At 62.4% G+C, this 20,149-nt stretch carries 16 protein-coding genes, 1 tRNA gene and 1 other RNA gene; 9 read left to right on the forward strand and 9 right to left on the reverse strand.

Features of this window, described 5'->3' with window-relative positions:
* Positions 1 to 3 precede the first annotated feature (3 nt).
* The 4 genes from GGR39_RS05195 to GGR39_RS05210 all read left to right on the forward strand — a co-directional run bounded on the left by GGR39_RS05195 (position 4) and on the right by GGR39_RS05210 (position 6,151).
* On the forward strand, positions 4 to 2,073 hold the full coding sequence (locus tag GGR39_RS05195; RefSeq protein WP_183616498.1) for a M13 family metallopeptidase: 2,070 nt from the start codon (positions 4 to 6) through the stop codon (positions 2,071 to 2,073).
* Between the two features lie 113 nt (positions 2,074 to 2,186).
* Positions 2,187 to 3,422, forward strand: coding sequence for an ergothioneine biosynthesis protein EgtB (egtB, locus tag GGR39_RS05200; protein WP_183616179.1), 1,236 nt, complete (start codon positions 2,187 to 2,189; stop codon positions 3,420 to 3,422).
* Positions 3,423 to 3,424: 2 nt separating this feature from the next.
* Positions 3,425 to 4,411: an L-histidine N(alpha)-methyltransferase gene (egtD, locus tag GGR39_RS05205; RefSeq protein ID WP_183616180.1), complete on the forward strand. Its 987-nt coding sequence runs from the start codon at positions 3,425 to 3,427 to the stop codon at positions 4,409 to 4,411.
* A 99-nt stretch (positions 4,412 to 4,510) separates the two neighbouring features.
* Positions 4,511 to 6,151 carry a hypothetical protein gene (locus tag GGR39_RS05210; RefSeq protein WP_183616181.1) on the forward strand — a complete coding sequence of 547 codons (1,641 nt, stop codon included), beginning with the start codon at positions 4,511 to 4,513 and terminating at the stop codon, positions 6,149 to 6,151.
* Positions 6,152 to 6,227: 76 nt separating this feature from the next.
* Here the strand turns inward: GGR39_RS05210 and GGR39_RS05215 are convergent.
* The 3 genes from GGR39_RS05215 to GGR39_RS05225 all read right to left on the reverse strand — a co-directional run bounded on the left by GGR39_RS05215 (position 6,228) and on the right by GGR39_RS05225 (position 8,227).
* Positions 6,228 to 6,302 (reverse strand) — tRNA-Gln (locus GGR39_RS05215).
* A 73-nt stretch (positions 6,303 to 6,375) separates the two neighbouring features.
* Positions 6,376 to 7,212: a glutathione-dependent disulfide-bond oxidoreductase gene (yghU, locus tag GGR39_RS05220; protein ID WP_183616182.1), complete on the reverse strand. Its 837-nt coding sequence runs from the start codon at positions 7,210 to 7,212 to the stop codon at positions 6,376 to 6,378.
* A gap of 94 nt (positions 7,213 to 7,306) precedes the next feature.
* Complete coding sequence (locus tag GGR39_RS05225) at positions 7,307 to 8,227, reverse strand: cation diffusion facilitator family transporter (protein ID WP_246388418.1); 921 nt, start codon at positions 8,225 to 8,227, stop codon at positions 7,307 to 7,309.
* A 416-nt stretch (positions 8,228 to 8,643) separates the two neighbouring features.
* On the opposite strand from GGR39_RS05225, the gene GGR39_RS05230 reads away from it, so the two are divergent.
* Positions 8,644 to 11,997, forward strand: coding sequence for a TonB-dependent receptor (locus GGR39_RS05230; protein ID WP_183616183.1), 3,354 nt, complete (start codon positions 8,644 to 8,646; stop codon positions 11,995 to 11,997).
* A 70-nt stretch (positions 11,998 to 12,067) separates the two neighbouring features.
* Here GGR39_RS05230 and mtgA read toward each other — a convergent pair whose 3' ends face one another.
* The 4 genes from mtgA to GGR39_RS05250 form a co-directional block, all read right to left on the reverse strand.
* Entirely contained in the window at positions 12,068 to 12,736 is a 669-nt protein-coding gene (gene mtgA, locus GGR39_RS05235) for a monofunctional biosynthetic peptidoglycan transglycosylase (RefSeq protein WP_183616184.1), read from the reverse strand.
* A 174-nt stretch (positions 12,737 to 12,910) separates the two neighbouring features.
* On the reverse strand, positions 12,911 to 13,354 hold the full coding sequence (locus tag GGR39_RS05240) for a hypothetical protein (RefSeq protein ID WP_183616185.1): 444 nt from the start codon (positions 13,352 to 13,354) through the stop codon (positions 12,911 to 12,913).
* Positions 13,355 to 13,699: 345 nt separating this feature from the next.
* Complete coding sequence (gene rpoH / locus GGR39_RS05245; RefSeq protein WP_183616186.1) at positions 13,700 to 14,608, reverse strand: RNA polymerase sigma factor RpoH; 909 nt, start codon at positions 14,606 to 14,608, stop codon at positions 13,700 to 13,702.
* A gap of 93 nt (positions 14,609 to 14,701) precedes the next feature.
* Complete coding sequence (locus GGR39_RS05250; protein ID WP_183616187.1) at positions 14,702 to 15,640, reverse strand: RluA family pseudouridine synthase; 939 nt, start codon at positions 15,638 to 15,640, stop codon at positions 14,702 to 14,704.
* Between the two features lie 68 nt (positions 15,641 to 15,708).
* Between GGR39_RS05250 and GGR39_RS05255 the strand changes: the two genes are divergently transcribed.
* The 4 genes from GGR39_RS05255 (at position 15,709) to rnpB (ending at position 17,993) form a co-directional block, all read left to right on the forward strand.
* Positions 15,709 to 16,104, forward strand: coding sequence for a M67 family metallopeptidase (locus GGR39_RS05255; RefSeq protein WP_183616500.1), 396 nt, complete (start codon positions 15,709 to 15,711; stop codon positions 16,102 to 16,104).
* Positions 16,105 to 16,157: 53 nt separating this feature from the next.
* Positions 16,158 to 16,802, forward strand: coding sequence for a histidine phosphotransferase family protein (locus GGR39_RS05260; RefSeq protein WP_058735099.1), 645 nt, complete (start codon positions 16,158 to 16,160; stop codon positions 16,800 to 16,802).
* A 45-nt stretch (positions 16,803 to 16,847) separates the two neighbouring features.
* Positions 16,848 to 17,552, forward strand: a complete 705-nt coding sequence (locus GGR39_RS05265; protein ID WP_058735098.1) for an N-acetylmuramoyl-L-alanine amidase — start codon at positions 16,848 to 16,850, stop codon at positions 17,550 to 17,552.
* A gap of 10 nt (positions 17,553 to 17,562) precedes the next feature.
* Positions 17,563 to 17,993: RNase P RNA component class A (rnpB, locus tag GGR39_RS05270), an RNA gene on the forward strand.
* 28 nt (positions 17,994 to 18,021) lie between these two features.
* Here the strand turns inward: rnpB and GGR39_RS05275 are convergent.
* Positions 18,022 to 19,197, reverse strand: a complete 1,176-nt coding sequence (locus tag GGR39_RS05275; protein ID WP_058735097.1) for a GGDEF domain-containing protein — start codon at positions 19,195 to 19,197, stop codon at positions 18,022 to 18,024.
* A gap of 78 nt (positions 19,198 to 19,275) precedes the next feature.
* On the reverse strand, positions 19,276 to 20,085 hold the full coding sequence (locus tag GGR39_RS05280; RefSeq protein ID WP_058735264.1) for a metallophosphoesterase: 810 nt from the start codon (positions 20,083 to 20,085) through the stop codon (positions 19,276 to 19,278).
* Positions 20,086 to 20,149 lie beyond the last annotated feature (64 nt).

Below are 20,149 nucleotides of genomic sequence, written 5' to 3' on the forward strand. Positions count from 1 at the left end.
CTGATGGCGCAGACTGCCGCGCCCAAGGCCGGAGATATGGTGTCCGCGGCCGATCTCGACTTCGGCAAGTTCGGCATCCAGACCCAGTACATCGATCGATCGGTGAAGCCGGGTGACGACTTCGCGCGGTACGTAAACGGCAAGTGGGCCGATCAGCACGCGATACCGGCTGACAAGACTAAGACCGATTCCTTCAATACGCTCAACGATCTTTCGATCCAGCGCATCCACGGCATTCTGGACGGCCTGGTCGCGGCCAAGCCTGCGCCGGGCACCGACGAGGCGCGGATCGCGAATGCCTATACCGCTTTCCTCGATGTCGATGCGATCAACGCGCGGGGGATGGCGCCGCTCCAGCCTTACCTCGCGAAGATCAAGGCGGCGGACACGCCGCTCAAGCTGATGACCGTGTTCGCGCAGCCCGGCTTTGCATCGCCTATCGACGTAAGCGTGGAGCCCGATCCCAAGCAGAGCGACATCAATGCGCTGTCGATCTCGCAAAGCAGCCTCGGCCTGCCGGACCGGGATTACTACCTGAAGGATGACGCCAAGTCGGTGGAAATCCGGGCAAAGTACCTGGATTACCTGACGTTCTTGTTCGGCAAGCTGGGCTATGCCGATGCCGGTGGCACCGCCAAATCGGTGCTGGCACTGGAAACGCGAATGGCGCAGGCCCAGTGGGACCGCGCCGCGCAGCGCAACCGTGACCTCACCTACAACAAGCTGACCTTGCAGGAAGCCCGGGCGCTGGGCCAGCCCGGTGAAATGGACGCCATGTTCAAGGCGCTTGGCGTGAACCCGACATACGCCGTCGCCAGCCAGATGCCGCCCTCCGCCCAGGAGCTACAAGCGGCCGGGATCACGCCCGAGCAAGCGAAGACGCTGCTGGGCGGCGGTCTGCCCGCTACGATGAAGCTGCTGCACGAAGTTCCGGTGGCCACATGGCAGGCGTGGGTCAGCAGCCAGTTCCTTATCGGCCATGCGTCACATCTGCCCAGCGACATCGATAACGCGAACTTCGCGTTCTACGGCAAGGTGTTGAGCGGCCAGCCCGAGCAGCGCCCCCGCTGGAAGCGCGGCATCTCCGCCGTGGAAGGGCAGATCGGCGAACTGCTGGGCAAGGTCTATGCTCAGAAATACTATCCGCCCGCGCAGAAGGCGGCGATGCAAAGCCTGGTCGGCAATTTGCGCAAGGCGATGGCCGCCAACCTGACCGATCTTTCGTGGATGAGCCCGGCCACGCGGCAAGAGGCCGAGGCGAAGCTGGATGCGTTCGTATCCAAGATCGGCGCGCCCGATCAGTACAAGACTTATGCCGGCCTGACGATCTCGCCCACGGATGCGCTGGGGAATGCGCTTTCCGCGCAAGCGTGGCAACAGCAGGACCAGTTGCGCCGCCTGGGTCAACCGGTGGATCGCACGGAATGGTATATGCTGCCCGAAGTGGTCAACGCGTACTACAACCCTCCGTTCAACGAGATCGTGTTCCCGGCCGCGATCCTGCAGCCGCCCTTCTTCAACGTCTCAGCCGATCCGGCCGTGAACTATGGCGGCATCGGCGCGGTGATCGGGCACGAGATGGGCCATGGCTTCGACGACCAGGGGGCCAAGTCCGACGGGAAGGGCAACCTTCGCGACTGGTGGACGCCGCAGGACAAGGCCAACTTCCAGAAGCTGCAGGACAAGCTGGAGGCGCAATACAACGCCTTCTGTCCGTGGGATGACGGTAAGACCTGCGTCAACGGCAAGCTGACGATGGGTGAGAACATCGGCGATCTGGGCGGCCTCAGCCTGGCCTATCGCGCCTACAAGCTGTCGCTGAATGGAAAGCCCGCTCCGGTGATCGACGGCACCACCGGCGATCAGCGCTTCTTCATGGCATGGGCGCAAGTCTGGCGGCAGAACATTCGGGAGGAGCAGGCCCGGCAGTATCTCATCATCGATCCGCACTCACCCAACAACGTGCGCGTCAACGGCATCGTCCGTAACTTCGACGAGTGGTACAAGGCGTTTAATGTGAAGCCGGGTGACAAGCTTTATCTGCCGCCGCAGGATCGCGTGCGAATCTGGTAGGTTGGGAAAATCCAAGTCCCTGGCGCGGTTCTCAATAATCGCGCCAGGGCTAGTGTCCTGTTGGGCATGGAAAAACGCGGGAGCATAATCGCGCCAGGTCCGTTCAACGGTTCATGCAGGCTGCGACTACGACAAGTGGAGCGTGCCAGGGGTATTCTCAGGCCGAACGTTTCAACGCCACGCGGCGCCTGAGCGAGGCGCTCGTCGCATCGCTCAGCGATGCCGACGCCACTATCCAGTCGATGCCGGATGCCTCGCCCGCGAAATGGCATCTTGCTCACACAACATGGTTTTTCGAAACCTTCCTGCTGCGCGATCACTTGCCGGGCTACGCCAGGTTTGATGAGCGTTGGCCGTTCCTGTTCAATTCCTATTACGAAGCCGAAGGCGCCCGGCATGCCCGTGCGGCGCGCGGACTGCTGTCGCGCCCATCGTTGGATGAGATCCTGGACTGGCGCAGACACGTGGACCAGGCGATGCAGGCTTTGCTGGACCGCCCGGACGTTTCGGCGCTGGTCGAGCTGGGCATCCATCATGAGCAGCAGCATCAGGAGCTGCTTCTGACGGACATCAAGCATGCGCTGTGGTGCAATCCCTTGGGTCCGGCATTCGCCGATCCGATCCCCGTCGCTCCTACGGAGAGAGATGCCCCCGATTGGTACGAGCATCCCGGCGGGATCGCCCGAATCGGTCATGACGGGGCGGGCTTCGCATTCGATAATGAAGGGCCTTCGCACCGAGTGCTGCTGGAGCCGTTTGCTCTTGCAGGCGGCCTTGTTTCCAATCGGGATTGGGCGGCGTTCATCGCGGACGGCGGCTATCGCACGGCGTCGCTCTGGTTGTCGGATGGTTGGGCCTGGGTCAACGCAGAGGGCGTTTCCGCTCCGATGTATTGGCGCGGTGATGAGGCGTTCACCTTGTCCGGCTGGTTGGCCCGAGACCCCGATGCCCCGGTCACCCATATCTCGTACTACGAGGCCGACGCCTTTGCTTCCTGGGCGGGCATGCGGTTGCCGACCGAGTTTGAGTGGGAAGCCATCGGACAATCGCATGATGCGAGCGGCGGCCAGCAGTTGGACGTGGGTGCCTCTGTAAATCCAGTGCCAAGCAACGCCTTGTTCGGCGGCACGTGGCAATGGACCCGCTCCGCCTACCTTCCCTATCCGCGCTTTCGGCCGGCAAATGGCGCGGTGGGTGAATACAACGGCAAGTTCATGAGCGGGCAGTTCGTGCTGCGCGGAGCGAGCTGCGCCACCGCGCGCGGGCATTCGCGATCCAGCTACCGCAATTTCTTTTATCCTCACCAGCGCTGGCAGTTCACTGGCCTGCGCCTCGCCAAGGACGTATGACGATGGCCACCGCAGCACTGCTGATCGACGAAGATCTGGACGACATCGGGCTCGGCTCGCAATTTCGCAGCGATGTCCTTTCCGGCTTGTCCCAGGCGCGCAAGGCGATACCGGCGCGCTGGTTCTACGATCACCGCGGCAGCCAGCTGTTCGAAGAGATTACCGTTCTCCCCGAGTATTATCCCACTCGCACCGAAGTCAGCATTCTGACCGAACATTGCGGGGAAATCGCGCAGGCTGTGGGCCGCGGTCGCGTCGTCGTAGAGTTTGGCGCGGGCAGCGCCACAAAGACGCCGCTGCTGCTCGATCGCATCGATGCCGCCGGCTACGTGCCGATCGATATCTCAGGTGATTTCCTACGCGAATCCTGCGCGCCGTTGATTGCGCGGTATCCAGCACTGCCGATCCATCCGGTGGAAGCCGATTTCAACGCGCCCGCAAAAATCCCGCAGGCGCTGGCCGGGCGTGATCGGCTGGGCTTCTTCCCCGGCTCCACCATCGGCAACATGGAGCCTGCCGCGGCAATCGACTTGCTGCGCACCATGCGTGAGACGCTGGGCAACGGATCGATGCTGCTGATCGGCATGGACCGGATCAAGGCGGAAAGCACACTGACAGCCGCCTATGACGACGCCATGGGCGTGACCGCTGCCTTCAATCTCAATCTGGCGCACCGTATCAACCGCGAACTGGATGGCACGATTCCCGCCGACGCCCTGCGCCACCGCGCGGTGTGGAACGATGAGCGCGCCCGGATAGAGATGCATCTGGAAGCCCTGCAGGACATCTCTTTCACCGTGGACGGCTATCGCTTCGCCATGGCGTCCGGTGAAACCATTCACACGGAAAACAGCCATAAGTACGATGAGCGGGGCGCGACCACGCTGCTGCTGGGCGGTGGCTGGGAACCGCGCTGCATCTGGAAAGACAAGGAAGACCGTTTCATGGTCATCCTCGCCGATGCTTTGGGGCCGGACCTCACCGCCTGATGTTTTTCCGCACCTGAGGGATTTCCGGTAGGAGGGATTGCTGCCGCCTTACGCCGCCGTTAGAGCGAGGGAGGTGGAGGCTTCCGTCCCGAGGACCCGATGATCGAACGGCGCTTTCAAGTCGCGACTTTGGCCGTATATGTCATCGCGACCGCCGTCATCCTCACGATTTCCTGGTTTCAGTGCGACGGGCATTTCTTCTACGCACTGGATGACCCATACATTCATCTGTCCATCGCGGAAAACATCGCGCGCGGGCACTATGGCATTAACCTTGAAGAGTATTCCTCTCCCTCGTCGTCGATCATCTATCCTTTTCTGCTGGCCCCGTTTGCGTGGCTGGGGATCGAACGGATGGTGCCACTGCTTATCGGCGTGGCCAGCATGGCGGCGATCCTCTGGCTCGTCAGCGGATTTTTCGCACGTCATGTGATCGCCGGTGGAACCCGCGAGCATAGCTTGGGGTGGTTGTTGCTCGCCCCGTTCCTGGTGTTGGCGATCAACGGTGTGGCTCTCCCTATTGCGGGGATGGAGCATCCCTTGCACGTTCTCACCGTCGTCCTGACGATCCTGGGGCTGGTGAACCTGGGTGAGACCGGGCGCATGCCGCCGGTGCTGCTGATCGGCATTTTCCTGGCACCGCTCTTTCGATTCGAAGGGCTGGCGCTGTCAAGTGCCGCGATCGTGGTACTGGTGCTTAAGGGGCGGAAACGCGCTGCCATCGGGCTCACGGCCGCGATTGGCCTGAGCCTGCTCTCCTACGGCGTGTTTATGCACCTTCACGGTTTGCCGCTGCTGCCCTCATCCGTGATGGTGAAATCCACGGTGTCTGCGGCGGCGGCGGATCAGGGGCCGCTGCGCGTGGTGGCCGGGATCGCGCAGAACCTGGTCGGATCTTTCAAGAACCGTTGGGGCACGTTGCTGCTGGTCGGCATCGTGCTGCTGCTTCCGGCGCTTGGCACGATCAGGGCCCGGCACAGGGACGGGCGAATGGCCCTCGACCTGGATACGCGCGCGATGGTGGCGTTGGCCGTGATCGGTGCGGTGGCGGCGCATCTCGTGCTGGGGGCCTATGGCTGGTTCGGCCGGTACGAGGTCTATATCCTGACCGCGCTTCTGCTGGCGGTGATCTATGTCCTCTCCCACGCCATTCGCCGGATAGAGCCTGGCTGGTTGCGCATCGCCACGTGCGCCTTGGCGTTGACGCTGCTCGACTTCTCGTACGTGAAGACAACGTGGGACACTCCCGGCGCAGCGCGGAACGTCTATGAACAGCAGTATCAGTTGCATCGATTCGTTACCGACTTCTTTCGCCATCCGGTGGCGGTGAACGACATCGGCTACGTGTCCTATCGCAATGATGGCTTCGTGCTGGACCTCTACGGCTTGGGCTCTGAGGAAGCGCGCAAGCTGTTGAAATCGGGGAACCGTGACCTCGATAGCTTCGCCGCCATGGTCCAGCGGCATCACGTTCCGCTGGCGATGATCTATCAGAACTGGTTCCAGGGCGCCGCACCGTCAGGCTGGGTGCCGATCGCGCAACTCACCACGGACAAAGTGACGAGTGGTGACAGCACCGTCACCTTCTACCTTACGGACCCGAGCCGGCGTGAAGAGCTGATGCACGCCTTGCGCCGTTTCGCGCCGACGCTGCCGCGAAGGGTCAAGTTCGTTGTCGGAACGGAGTCCATTCCGCAGGCACCGGTGCAATCATGCCCAATCGAACATGTCCTGCCCTGATACCGCGATTCCGCCGAAAGCGCGTTCTGAACGCAACAGCGGTGCGATCGGTAGGCAACGATCCACGGAAAACCGCTGGCTGGGGCGGCAGGATTCGAACCTGCGAATGCCGGTACCAAAAACCGGTGCCTTACCACTTGGCGACGCCCCATCGCGGGAGAGGCGCGCTTAGCGGGTAAGCGCGCCGATGAAAAGACCCCATCCCGCAGCGGTGCGGCGCTAAATTACATTACCGCATCGATGTCCGCCGCCGAATGCCGCTCTCGCACCAGACCGTCGCCCATGCGGTTGACCTTGATGCCGCGCTTCACCGCAGTGCGCGCAAGCATCTCGTCCGACCACCGCACCACGTTTTCGTAGCTGGCGAATTCCAGAAACTCATACGCGGTGCCGTATGCTTCACGCCGGGCGATCATGCCGAACCAGCCATACACGGCGATATCGGCGATCGTGTATTGCTGTCCGGCAAAGTAGGGCACTTCGCCCAGCCGCTTGTCCGCCACGTCCAGAAGGCGCTTGGCCTCCATGGTGAAGCGGTCGATCGCATATTCAATCTTTTCCGGCGCGTAGGCGTAAAAGTGCCCGAATCCTCCGCCCAGCAACGGCCCGCTGCCCATCTGCCACATCAGCCAGGAGAGGCACTCCGCACGCTCGGCGGGGTCAGTCGGAATAAACGCACCAAACTTCTCGGCCAGATGCAGAAGGATCGCGCCCGATTCGAAAACGCGGATCGGCTTTTCGCCCGACAGGTCCATCAACGCTGGTATCTTGGAGTTGGGATTGATCTCCACGAAGCCGGAACTGAACTGTGGGCCCTTGGTGATATCGATCAGCCAGGCATCGTATTCGGCGGGGTAGCCTGCTGCCAGAAGCTCCTCGAATAGGATCGAAACCTTCTGCCCATTGGGCGTCCCCATCGAGTGGAGCTGGAACGGGTGCGAGCCGCGCGGCAGTTCGTGATCGTGGGTCGCGCCGGAGATCGGGCGGTTGATATTGGCGAACTTGCCGCCGCTCTCCTTCTCCCAGGTCCATACTGCGGGCGGGGTATAAGCGTCGGCCATGGTATCGTCCTTCGGCGGTAATTCAGCGCCCCATACTTAGGTTCGCCTCGCCTATCGACAACCCGTCGCTTCCAAGGCGCAACGACATTGCGCCTCAGTGATGGTGCGCGTGGCCATGGATCGCGCAATCCTGATCGCCGGCTTCTACCTGCAAGGTCGGGTGGCCGATGCCGAACCGGTGCTCCAACTCGTGCGCCACATCATGCAGGAAAGCATCGGCAGGGCGCGTACCTGGCATAACCAGATGGGCGGTCAGCGCCGATTCCGTGGTGCTCATCGGCCAGATGTGGAGGTGGTGGATACGCTCCACGCCGGGCAAGGCTTCCAGGTATGTCCGCACTTCGCCGACATCGATGGCATCGGGCACGCCCAACATTCCGAGGCGTAGCGAATCGCGCAGCAAGTGCCAGCTCGACCACGCGATCACCGCCGTCACGATCAGCGAGGCCAGCGGATCGATCCAGGCGCGTCCTGTCAGCAGGATCATGACGCCAGCAACCACGACTCCGGCCGACACCGCCGCATCCGCCATCAGGTGGACGAAGGCTGCGCGCAAGTTCAGGTCGGACTTGCTGCCCTTGGCGAACAGCAGCGCCGAGGCGCCGTTGACGATGATCCCGGCAGCGGCGACCGCGATCATCGCAGCGCCGCCCACTGACGCGGGATCGGCGAAGCGGCGGATCGTCTCGACCAGGATACCTCCGATCGCGACCCACAGCAGCGCTGCGTTGGCGATCGCCGCCAGGATGGACGAGCTTTTCAGACCATATGTGAAACGCTCTGACGGGGGACGTGCCGCCAGCACGCTCGCGACCCAGGCGAGGACGAGCGAGAGCACATCCGACAAATTGTGCCCGGCGTCCGCGATCAGTGCCATGGAGCCGCTGATCCAACCGGCCGCGCCCTCGACGACGACGAAGGCCAGGTTCAGCCCCACCGCGATCGCGAACGCAGATCCGGGATGCGCTCCTTTAGGCGGAGCAGGATGGTGGTGATGGTGGTGTCCGGCGCCCATGCCCGCTTCTGCCACGCCACAGCCCATGCCGACAAGGTGGTGCTGGAAATCGTAGATCCGCAAAACGACGGGTGAGGAAAGCCGTGTGATGGATTTGCATCACTTGCGGAAAAATGTTGCGCTGCGGCAGCCAATCCTACGCACTGTCACATGCATTGTCACAATTGCTAAGCTATTGAAGCGGCATCGGCAGGGTACGCAATCCGTTCGCAATCGGGACGTTCGAACAAGACTTTGGCAGCGCAAGCCGCTTACCTTCAAGACTGTAACAAAATGGTCACGAAGGGATGCTCTAGGCCGTTCCAGCACGGCGCGCGCGATACCGGGGCACGAAATCCAGACCGCGCGCGGCGCCATATCTGACGAGATATTATTCGGATCGCTTTGCCTCGAACGGGCAAAACAGGGGACAAGACATGCACTTGAGGTATCTGCTTGCGGCCAGCGCCGCATCCGTTTCGCTTGCCGGTGCCCTCGCCACGCCGGCGATGGCCCAGGAAACGACGTCGACGATCGCGGGCACCGTGCTCAGCGACGGCCAGCCGGTGGCCGGTGCGCAAGTGGAAGTGCTCAACACCGCCACGGGCGGCCGCAGCACGGCGACCAGCTCTTCTAACGGCAGCTTCACCGTCACTGGCCTGCGCCCGGGTGGCCCTTACACCGTTACCGTTCGCGCCGACGGCTTCGCAGACACGCAAGTCACCGAAATCTCGACAGTCGTGGCACAGTCCTTCAACTTGCCCGTCAACCTCGTCGCGCAGGGCGATGCCATTATCGTTACCGCGTCCCGACTGAAGGGAGCTGGTTCGATTTCGCGTGGCCCGGCCACTGTCCTGAGCGCCGAGCAGATCGCCAACGTCGCCACCGTCAACCGCGATTTGCGTGACCTTATGCGTCGCGATCCCTTCGCCCGTCTGGACGATACGCCGTCGGGTGGTCGCGCAGTTTCGTTTGCCGGTCAGAACGCTCGCTTCAACCGCTTCACTGTCGATGGCGTGCCGATCACGGATAACTTCGGCCTAAATCCGGATGGTTTGCCCAGCCGTCGTTCGCCGATCCCGTTGGATGCGATCGGTCAGTTCCAGACGGTCGTTGCGCCCGATAACGTGCGCGATGGCAACTTCCAGGGCGGCGTCGTCAACGTCATCCTGAGGTCCGGCACGAACGATTTCCAGGGCACCGGCTTCTTCGCGTATTCCGCCGATGAGCTTTCCGGCAAGCGGACCAAGGCGGGGCCCGGCGTTCCGACCGGTCGCGTGACCCTGCCAAACTACGAATACAAGAACTACGGCGCTGAGCTTTCGGGCCCGATCGTCAAGGACAAGGTGTTCTTCATGATCGCGGGTGAGCGTATTCGCGCGCCGCGTCCAATTGCGGAAGGTCCTTCGGACAACAACGCCGGATCCGCCATTCCGAACCTGACGCAAGCGCAGGTCGACCAGATTTCGTCGATCGCATCCTCGCGGTACGGTTATACGACGGGCGGCGTGGTCAACGCCAATGGCGACAAGGACGATCGCTTGGTCGGCAAGTTGGACTTCAACATTTCAGATACGCAGCGCCTTTCGGTTACCGGCACGTACGCAAAGGATCAGCTGACGCTGACCAACAACACCAGCGCCAACGTCAATTCGCCGCAGCTGGGCCTGGCCTCCAATGCGTACATTTCCGGCAACGAACTGTGGACCGCCGTCGCGCAGCTGAATTCCGACTGGTCGGACAATTTCTCGACCGAAGTTCGCGGGTTCTACAAGGACTACAAGCGAATCCAGGACCCGCTGCTGGGCCGCGGCTTCGCGCAGATGCGCGTCTGTACGGCGCCGACGTCCGACCGCACCAACCCTGGTGCCGCCGGAGCTGGCGCCTCGGTTAACTGTCAGCCCGGTTCTGCCATCGTGTCCTTCGGGCCCGACGTATCGCGCCAGACCAACGCGCTGAATACGCAGACCTGGGGCGGCCTCGTTCAGGCTCGCTTGACGATGAATGACCACGACGTTCGGTTCTTCACCGAAATCCAGCACGTCGATGTTTTCAACGCCTTCCTCAGCTCGTCGAGCCCGGCGGCTGGCACCTCAGGGGCTTATTACTTCGATTCGATCGCGGACTTCCAGGCCGGCAACGCACAGCGCTTTGGTTATATCAATGCAGTGCCGTCACTGAACCCGGACGACGCTTCGGGCGTGTTCAGCTACATGAGCTACACCTTCGGCATTCAGGACAACTGGCGCGTCAACGACATGCTGTCAGTCAGCTATGGCGCCCGCTATGATCTGTATGGAAGCGATAGCCGCCCCGCGCTGAACCCTGCGTTCACCTCGCGGATCGGTTATCCGAACACCGCGTTCCTGTCAGGGCGCGGCGTGTTCCAGCCCCGCTTCGGTTTTACCTTTACGCCGATGCGAACGCTGAACCTGCGCGGCAGCCTGGGTATCATCTCGGGCGGTACGCCGGACGTCTACCTGTCGAACAGCTTCTCTAACACGGGCATCCTGTCCAACCTGATCGACATCACGCAGAACAACAATGGCTCGTACACCGGCGCCCCCGCGAATGTAGCACAGGCCGCGTTGACGAACGTCAACGGCAGCACGATCCCCACGGCGGTAAACAATCAGCTAGTCACCGGCGTATCGGCCGCGGCCACCAACGCCACTGATCCCAAATTCGAGATCCCGTCGCAGTGGCGTGCCTCGTTGTCTGCCGACTGGACGCCGAACTTCGGCGATAGCTCTTTCGGTCGCGGTTGGACCTTCGGGGCTGACTTGCTCTACTCTGCAGTGCGCAATCAGGTGTTCTTCACTGATGCGCGTTCCGTGCCGACCGCGCTCACCACGCCGGATGGCCGTGTTCGCTATCGTTCGCTGACCAGCTTCGATGACACCTTCAACGACATCATCCTGACCAATACGAAGAAGGGCCGCAGCTACGTTGCAGTAGCCCGCATCCGGAAGGAGTTCGACTGGGGCCTGAACATCGGTGCCAGCTACACCTATCAGGACATCAAGGACCAGACCCCGGCAACCTCCTCCACCGCCGGTTCGAACTACGCCAACGGAGCGTTCCTGGATGCCAACGGTGCAGCTTACGGAATTTCGAACGACGAGGTTAAGCACAACATCAAGTATGACCTCACCTTCGATCACGCGTTCTTCGGCGATTACAAGACGACCTTCGCACTCTTTGGTGAGACCCGCATCGGCCGTCCGTACAGCTATACGTTCCAGGATACGAGCAGCCGCCGCAGCGCGATCTTCGGCACGACCGGTTCGACCAGTCGCTACCTGATTTACGTGCCGACGGGCATTGACGACCCGCGCGTCTCCTACGATTCGGCGTCCACCGCCCAAACACTGGATACGTTCTTCCAGAATTCGGGCCTCGCCAAGTATCGCGGGCAGATCGCACCGCGTAACGCCTTCAATTCGAAGTGGTTCACGCGCATCGATCTGCACGTCGCGCAGGAAATCCCGGTTCCGGGTTGGTCGAAGTCGCGCATTCAGCTGTTTGCCGATATCGAGAACTTCACCAACTTCCTGAACCGGAAGTGGGGGCAGATCCGCGAGTATCAGTTCTCGTACACCGCGGTTGCCGCCCGCGTCGCGTGCCTCACAGCTGCGACCCCGACCGGCGTAAGCGGGCCGGTGGCGACGAACAGCGGGCAGGCATGCGCACAGTATCGGTACTCGCTGCCGAACGCGACGCCGAGCGACACGATCTACGCGCCGCAGTCTCTCTACACGATCCGCGTGGGTGCTCGTTTCAGCTTCTGAGCCTGAGCGCATATCCGCAAAACAGAAAGGGCGGCCAATGGCCGCCCTTTTTTGTTCTGGTACGCACACGTCATTTGTAGACGCAGGCGTCGAGTCCGGCCCGGCGCACGGTGCCGAGCCTAGCGGTGATGGCGTTGCCGTAGCGGCGGGTGAAGCCGCGAGGGTTGGTTACGCTGCGCTTTTTGGGGCTGGGGAGGGCGGCGGCCATGCGGGCGGCTTGCGCCGGGGAAAGGATCGCGGCGGATTTGCCGAAGTAGCGCTGTGCGCCCGCCTCGACACCATAAGTGCCGATCCCGGTCTCGGCGACGTTCAGGTACATTTCCATGATCCGGCGCTTGCTCCACACCGTTTCGATCAGGAAGGTGAAGTAGACCTCAAGCCCCTTGCGCAGATAGCGGGTCCATCCCTCGCCCTGCCACAGGAAGACGTTCTTGGCGGTCTGCTGGCTGATGGTGGAGCCGCCCCGGATGCGGCTGCCGCGCATGTTTCGCTCCATGGCCTGCTCGATCGCCGCCGTGTCGAAACCGTTGTGAAGGCAGAACTTGGCATCTTCCGCCGCGATCGCGGCGTCGACCATGTTGCGGTCGATCCGGCTTAGCGGCGTCCAGTCCTTGGTGATGCCATTGGCATCGACCAGCATCGTCACGGTGACGGGCGGCGGGACGAACCGGAACACCACCGTCAGGCCGACGGTGATGGCGACGAACCAGAATATAGCCTTTGCGATAATCCGCAGCATTGTGCCTGTACGCCCCCAGAGCCGTGAGATCGGTACCCTAGGAGGGGGAACGGCAACCAAGCAAGCAGGCACGCACTGGGTGCGGATGTCCGGCACGCAGAACGGCGCGAGAGGACTATCCTCCCGCGCCGGTTCTTTGCGATCTAGCCCGGAGGCTTAATCGTTCACCGATGCTTACTTGCCGCCGCGATTACGGCATGAGTCCTGCACGGTCTTTGAGCACATCGGGTAGGTTTTGTTGGCCGAAGCGCTGGGCGACATCGTGTCTGCTGCTGCGTTCGAACCGGTATCCATGGCCGATGGTGCGGCAGTCGCGCTCGTCGATGCGGTTGCATCTGCCGCGGTGTTCGCACCGGAAGCGCTATCGCTCATTGTGCCGCCCGGCATAGCCGATGGATCGCTTGGCGTGGTCGTCCCAGAGGGAGCGGTGCCGGACTGCGCGCTCATGTCGCCCTGCGCGCCCATCGTGGACTGCGTGTCAGTGGGGGCCGGTGTGGTCGTAGCCGAATCCGCCTGACCGCTCATGGTCGCGCCGGGCTGGGTGGACATGGCCGACTGTGCGCTGACGGCACCCGGGATCATGATGGCGGCCGCGGCGAGAAGAAGTACCTTACGCATGACTAAACTCCTGCAATTCATTTAGATAACAAGCTACAGACGTTTGGGCCGGGCAATGCGTTGCCATACTTGCGACGAAGCGTTCTTCTATGATGACGCAACACATTCGCTATTGCTATTATGTTGCCGGCATACTTCGCAACTGCCCTGATATGCGCAAAGCGGACGGAGCATTTTCTCGAACTTCGGCCCGTCCGGCGCTGGGCGGATCAAGCGGCTTTCGGCAGCGCTTATGGGGCTCGCATCAGGCCTTGGCAGCGATCCTGCATCGGACCGGAAGTTATACAGCAGCCAAAAAAAAGGCCGCCCCTTCGGGCGGCCCTTCTTGTACTCAAGCCGGGATGATCAGGCGAGGGCAGGCAGCAGGTGCTTGTCCGTGGCGATCCGGTTCATCGCCTTCTGCAGCTTCTCGAACGCCCGAACCTCGATCTGACGCACTCGCTCCCGGCTGACGTGATAGACTTGGCTCAGTTCTTCGAGTGTCTTGGGATCGTCCGTCAGGCGGCGCTCGGTCAGAATGTCCCGCTCGCGTTCATTGAGCGATCCCATGGCCTCTATCAGCAAATCGTGGCGCACAGTCTTCTCTTCGGCGTCGGCGACGATCTCGTCCTGCAGCGGATTGTCGTCCTGCAGGATGTCCATCCACTGACCTTCACCCTCCTCGCGCAGGGAGACGTTCAGCGAAGCATCGCCGCCCATCATCATGCGCCGGTTCATGTTGACCACTTCGGTCTCTGATACGCCCAGCTTGGTGGCGATCGTGGTCACATGATCGGGATGAAGATCGGAATCCTCGTAAGCATCGAGGTTCTTCTTCATCCGGCGCAAGTTGAAGAAAAGCTTCTTCTGCGCCGCGGTGGTGCCCATCTTTACCAAGCTCCACGACCGCAGGATGTACTCCTGGATCGAGGCCTTGATCCACCACATGGCGTAAGTGGCAAGACGGAACCCGCGTTCAGGCTCGAATTTCTTGACGCCCTGCATCAGGCCGATGTTCCCTTCGGAAATCAGCTCGGACACCGGTAGCCCATAACCACGATATCCCATGGCGATCTTGGCCACGAGCCGCAAATGGCTGGTCACCAGTTGCGCCGCTGCGTCACGATCCTCATGTTCACGGTAGCGCTGGGCGAGCATATACTCACGCTCCGGCGCGAGGACCGGGAATTTCTTGATCTCGGACAAATAGCGATTGAGGCTCTGTTCGCCCCCGAGAGAGGGAACGGCCGGCAAATTGCGTTCCTTAGTAGCCACGTGATCCGTCCTTTCTGTGTCGGCCCACGGTTGAAGATCCAATCGGCATCTTAGTTCGGAGCCACAAGTTCAGTATAGCACACAATTCCGATTTCAGTCTTGCAATTCCCTGATCAGCGCCGACATGTCGGATGGGATAGAGCTGAAAAATCGGACCGTTTCCTGTGTAACGGGATGGAGGAAGCCAAGTTCCGCGGCATGCAACGCTTGCCTGCGGAATTGTAGCCGTTCCAGGATCGGTCGCAGCGGTGATGATGTGCGTCCATAAGTTGGGTCCCCCAATAGCGGATGCCCGATTGACGACATGTGAACGCGCACCTGATGCGTCCGCCCAGTTTCCAGCCTGCATTCAATCAAAGTGGCGGATTTTAGCGGTTGCAGCACTGAATAATGAGTTACGGCATGCTTGCCGCGACCATCTGCGACAATGGCCATCTTCTTGCGGTTGGTTGCTGATCGGCCGATCGCGCCCTCGATTCGTCCGGCGGCCGGGCGGGGCATTCCGGATACGACGGCGCGGTAGGCTCGTGCGATGGAATGGTCAGCGAATTGCCGCGCCAGTCCTTCGTGCGCCTTGTCAGTCTTGGCCACCACCAGCAGGCCAGAGGTGTCCTTGTCGATCCGGTGGACAATCCCCGGGCGCGCCACGCCGCCGATGCCGGACAGCTGGCCCTGGCAGTGATGGAGCAGGGCGTTGACCAGGGTTCCGTCCAGATTGCCCGCCGCCGGGTGAACGACCAATCCGGCAGACTTGTCCACGACGATCAGGTGCTCATCCTCGAATACGATGACGAGCGGGATGTCCTGCGCCTCCGCCTTGGCCGGGATGGCCTTGGGCACGGCGATGGTGAAAGGGGTGCCCGCAGCGATCTTCAGCGACGGCTGTACTGCCGACGCACCGGCAATCGAGACCCGGCCTTCGCCGATCAGCGCTTTCACCCGCTCGCGCGAGAGGCTGGTGGCGTCCGCCAGGGCTTTGTCAAGCCGGGCCGCTTCGGGCCCGGTGACGCCGGAGATGATCTCGTCGCTCATCGCCGGCACGGGCCGGCTGAGAAGATTACGCTGTGCTGGGGCCCCCCGGTCATGCTTAATACGTGGGCATGGCTGTGGAAGTGACAAGTGGCGTGATCGCCACACTGTTGAAGGAAGCGGAAGCGTCCGCCCCGCTAGAGTGTTGCGGCCTGCTTTTGGGGCATGGCGAACGGATCGATCAGGCTGCCCCCGCCGCCAATATCTCGCCAGCGCCCGAGACGCGTTTTGAGATTGATCCGGCAGCGCTTTTCGCCGCGCACCGGGCCGCGCGGGCGAGCGGGGCGGCGGTGCTGGGCTATTATCATTCGCATCCCAAAGGCCATCCGGTTCCGTCCGCCACGGACTGCGAACATTCCACCGGCGATTTGCGCGTGTGGGCGATCATCGCCGCGGGCGAGGTTGCTTTCTGGCGCGATAGCGGAAATGGTTTCACGCCACTTTCCTGCCGCATCATCGACGGCTAGAAGCCTTTTCACAACAAGCGCCGAAGCGAAGAACGGATACACGGAAAAATCTCATGACCACCTCTTCGCTTGATCTTGCCAGCCTGCTCTGCTCGCGCTTGTGCCACGATATGCTCAGCCCGGTGGGCGCGCTCAGCAATGGGCTGGAACTGCTCGCGGACGAGAAAGACCCAGAGATGCGCCAGCGCTGCTTCGAATTGCTGGAGCAAAGCGCGCGGATCTCGGCGGACAAGCTGAAGTTCTTCCGGCTCGCCTTCGGCGCCGCCGGCGGGTTCGGAGAACTGGTGGCAGTGAACGAGGCGCGCGTCCTGGTCGATGCGCTGGTGGCCAATAATCCGCGCATCACGGTGGAATGGGCCTTCGGCAGCGATGCCTTGCCCAAGCCGGCCATCAAGACGCTGCTGAACTTCGCGCTCGTGGGGATAGAGGCCTTGCCGCGTGGCGGCGTGCTATCGCTCGCGGCCGAGCAGCGCGATGGCGCCAGCGAGATCGTGGTGCGCGCCGAAGGACCGCGCATCGCCTTCGATCGCGATATCGGCCGCGCACTGGAAAACCAGCTTCCCGAGAACGAGCTGTCCAGTCGCACCGCGCCTGCCGCCATGCTGGCGGGCCTGGCCGAGACTGTCGGGGGGCAATTGCAATATATGCTGACTGACGAGGCGCTGGTGCTGGGCGCCATGCTGCCCGACGCGGCTTGAGCGCATAGGAGAGGGCATGATGGCCATGCAGACGCGGATCGCACGATGAACCGCTGGCTGGTCAACAAGGTCGTCCATTCTCCCAATTTCAACGAGCGGCAGCTGCCGATCTCGATGATCGTGCTGCACTACACCGGTATGCGCACGGCGGGGGAGGCGCTGGCGCGGCTGTGCGATGAAAGCTCGCAAGTCTCCGCGCACTACATGATCGATGAGGACGGCACAGTCACCTGCCTGGTGCCCGAGGACAAGCGCGCCTGGCACGCCGGTCGGTCCTACTGGCGCGGGATCACCGACGTGAACTCGGCCAGCATCGGCATCGAGCTGGTCAATCCCGGGCATGAGTTCGGCTATCGCCCGTTTCCCGAGCCGCAGATGGATGCGCTGCTGCCGCTCCTGGCCGACATGATGGACCGGCATGACATCCCGCGCGCCAATGTGGTCGGCCACTCCGACGTCGCGCCGGCGCGCAAGGTCGATCCGGGTGAGTATTTCGACTGGGCTCGCCTGGGCGATCTGGGTCTCGCGCTAGAGATTCCCAAGGCGAAGATGAACCTGTTCTACGACAATCCGGGCGCGTTCTATCTCGCCCTGGAGCGCTTCGGCTACGAGGTGGTCGACGGCCGCGCCGCCGTGCGGGCCTTCCAGCGCCGCTGGCGACCCGAATACATCGACGGTGAGATCGACGGTGAAATCGGCGGTATCCTGCTAGAGCTTTTGTTGGAACGCGACACCGGTCGTGCTAGGTGACCGCTTCGCGCCGGGGAGCCGGGCAGCCGCGTCACTTCTTTTTGAAGTGCCGAGGAAAGTCCGGGCTCCACGAAACGAGGGTGGCGGGTAACGCCCGCCGGGCGAGGGGCCTTGGCCCCGAAGCTTAGGGAAAGTGCCACAGAGAGCAGACCGCCAGACGTTCCTTGGAACCGACGGTAAGGGTGAAAGGGTGCGGCAAGAGCGCACCGCGCTTCCGGTAACGGCAAGCGGCATGGCAAACCCCACCCGGAGCAAGACCGAATAGGGGCTGCGCGCCGAGGCTTATGCCAAGGCGGGTCTGTTTCGGACCCGACAGCCCGGGTTGGTCGCTAGAGCGGTGCAGCGATGCAACGCGTAAGAGGAATGGCTGCCCTTGGCGATACGGTCCCGTCTGGGATACCGTCGGCATGACAGAACCCGGCTTACAGGCTCCCCGGCGCGAATCCTGGATACTCGATCAACGCGATGATCAAGCGGCGGCCTGCAGCGGGTCTGGCACGCTTTCGATGCGATTGCGCCCCTGCGCCTTGGCCGAATACAGCGCCCGGTCGGCGGCGGAGAGCAACTCGCTCAGGCTGGTGCCGTGGCTCCCGTGCTCGGCGATGCCGATGCTGACGGTGGCGGTCACCCCGGCAAGGCCAGGTTCCGCAGCGACGGCCCGGGAAAAGCGCGACGCTATCCGTTCCCCCGCCACGATCGCGTCGCAACGGGAACGGCCCCGCAGGATCGCGGCGAATTCTTCACCGCCAAGCCGGGCGACGATCTCTCCTCCCCGCAGCGTGTCACGTACGACGCGGGCGAAAATCTGCAGCACGTGGTCACCCGTCGCATGGCCGAATCGATCGTTGATGGCCTTGAAATGATCGAGGTCGAAAGCAAAGATCCAGGTCTCACTGTGGGTTGCCGGCAGGTCCGCCAGCAGGCGTTCCCCGGTTTCGAAGAACCAGCGCCGGTTGCCCACGTTCGTCAGGAAATCGGTTTGCGAGGCATCGCGCAGTTGCTCGTGCGCCTCCTCACGCAGCATCGCCAGCAAGGCAGCCGGCATCGCGACGGAGTACAGCACGCCTTCGTACATCGTCACCTTGCTGGCGATGATCACGACGTCCGCGCCAAAGCGCTCCGCCAGCAGGGGCAGGATCGTGGCTCGGCCAAGGTACAGCAGCGCGTGCAAGGCTGATATCAGCACGGCGACCCGGCGTGAACGCAAGTGCCGCAGTTGGGCACTGCGTGACATCTCCCAGGCGGTAAGACCGCTGGCGAGCGCGATCGGCAGGCCACAGGCGAAATACCAGATGCTTGCGGACTGGTTACCGCCGAATACCACCCAGGTCGCCGTGAGCATCACCAGCAGCGCGATCGCCTTTCGCCGATGACTCCGGCCCGAAAGCGCGGCTGCACCTTCCAGAAGCAGGAGGTATCCGCCCAGCATTACGATACTGCTGAGTGCCGGAACCATAGCGCCCGGCGCGTGAGGCCGCACGGTGGCCAGCGCACATCCCACTGCCAGCCCGAAGTAACCGGCGGCCAGGATGCACATCTCGCGCGAACGGCCTGCACGGTCTTGGCATTCCCAAAGCGTCATCAGCGCGCTGAGAAGCAGCGTTCCGATCGCTAGATAGTACAGAGTGAGAAGATCGAAATGCATCGCCACCGCCAGGGATTCGGCGAAGGTTTAATGTACGATCCTGAAAGTTATTCTTAACGCGGGACGAGCGTGGGTGATTCAGGCAGCCCGCGCCACGCAGGCGATGTCTCCGTCATTCTGCTCGCAGGCCTGCATCAGCCAACGCTCTGTGCCTTCCAGGCCGATAGCGGTCAATTTGCCGCTCATGAACGCGCCGGTGTCGATACCGATGCGGTTGGGCATCAGTTCGGGCGCTTCGGTGACCGTATGGCCGTGCACCACCATCCCGCCGAAGTCCCCTTCGTGGCTGAGGAAAGGCTCACGGATCCAGCGGCAGTCCTGCCCGGTCTGGCGTTCCAGCGGCATGTCGGGCCGCACGCCCGCATGGACGAAGACGTAGTCGCCGTAACGCACCATCTTTTCGAAGCCGGCCAGAAAGTCGCGGTCCTCCTGCGGAACCGCATCGGCCATCAGACGCTGCAATTCTTCAGGCTCCGCCTCCGCCAACGCGCGCTGGGGAATGCCGTAGGACATCATCGTGACCTGCCCGCCAAAGCGCATGAAGTTGCGCAGGATGCCCTGCTTGCGGAAGCTGTCGAGGAACATCTCCTCATGGTTGCCCATGATCAGCTTCAGCACGCGCTGCTCCGCCCAGGCCCTGGCACGGGCGACGACGCCAGCGCTGTCTGGCCCCCGATCAATCAAGTCGCCGAGAAGCACGATGACGGTGCGAGCCGGTTTACGCCGAGCGTCGTCGGCTTCGATCGAGCGGATCATCTCCTCGAACAAGTCGAGCCGGCCATGGATATCGCCCACCGCGTAGATGCGCGTGCCGGGCGGTGTCGATGCCGGATGGGCGGGAAGGGCCGGCCGCGCCTTGCCGGAAAACCTGCGGAATAGACTTTTCATCGTGTTGCGCTGCACCATACCCGGAAAGTACTTAAGCGACAAGACGTGGCCACGGGCTGAACAG

Origin of the sequence: Novosphingobium fluoreni (genome assembly GCF_014196615.1) — a bacterium.
In the GTDB taxonomy this organism is placed as follows: Bacteria; Pseudomonadota; Alphaproteobacteria; order Sphingomonadales; family Sphingomonadaceae; genus Novosphingobium; species Novosphingobium fluoreni.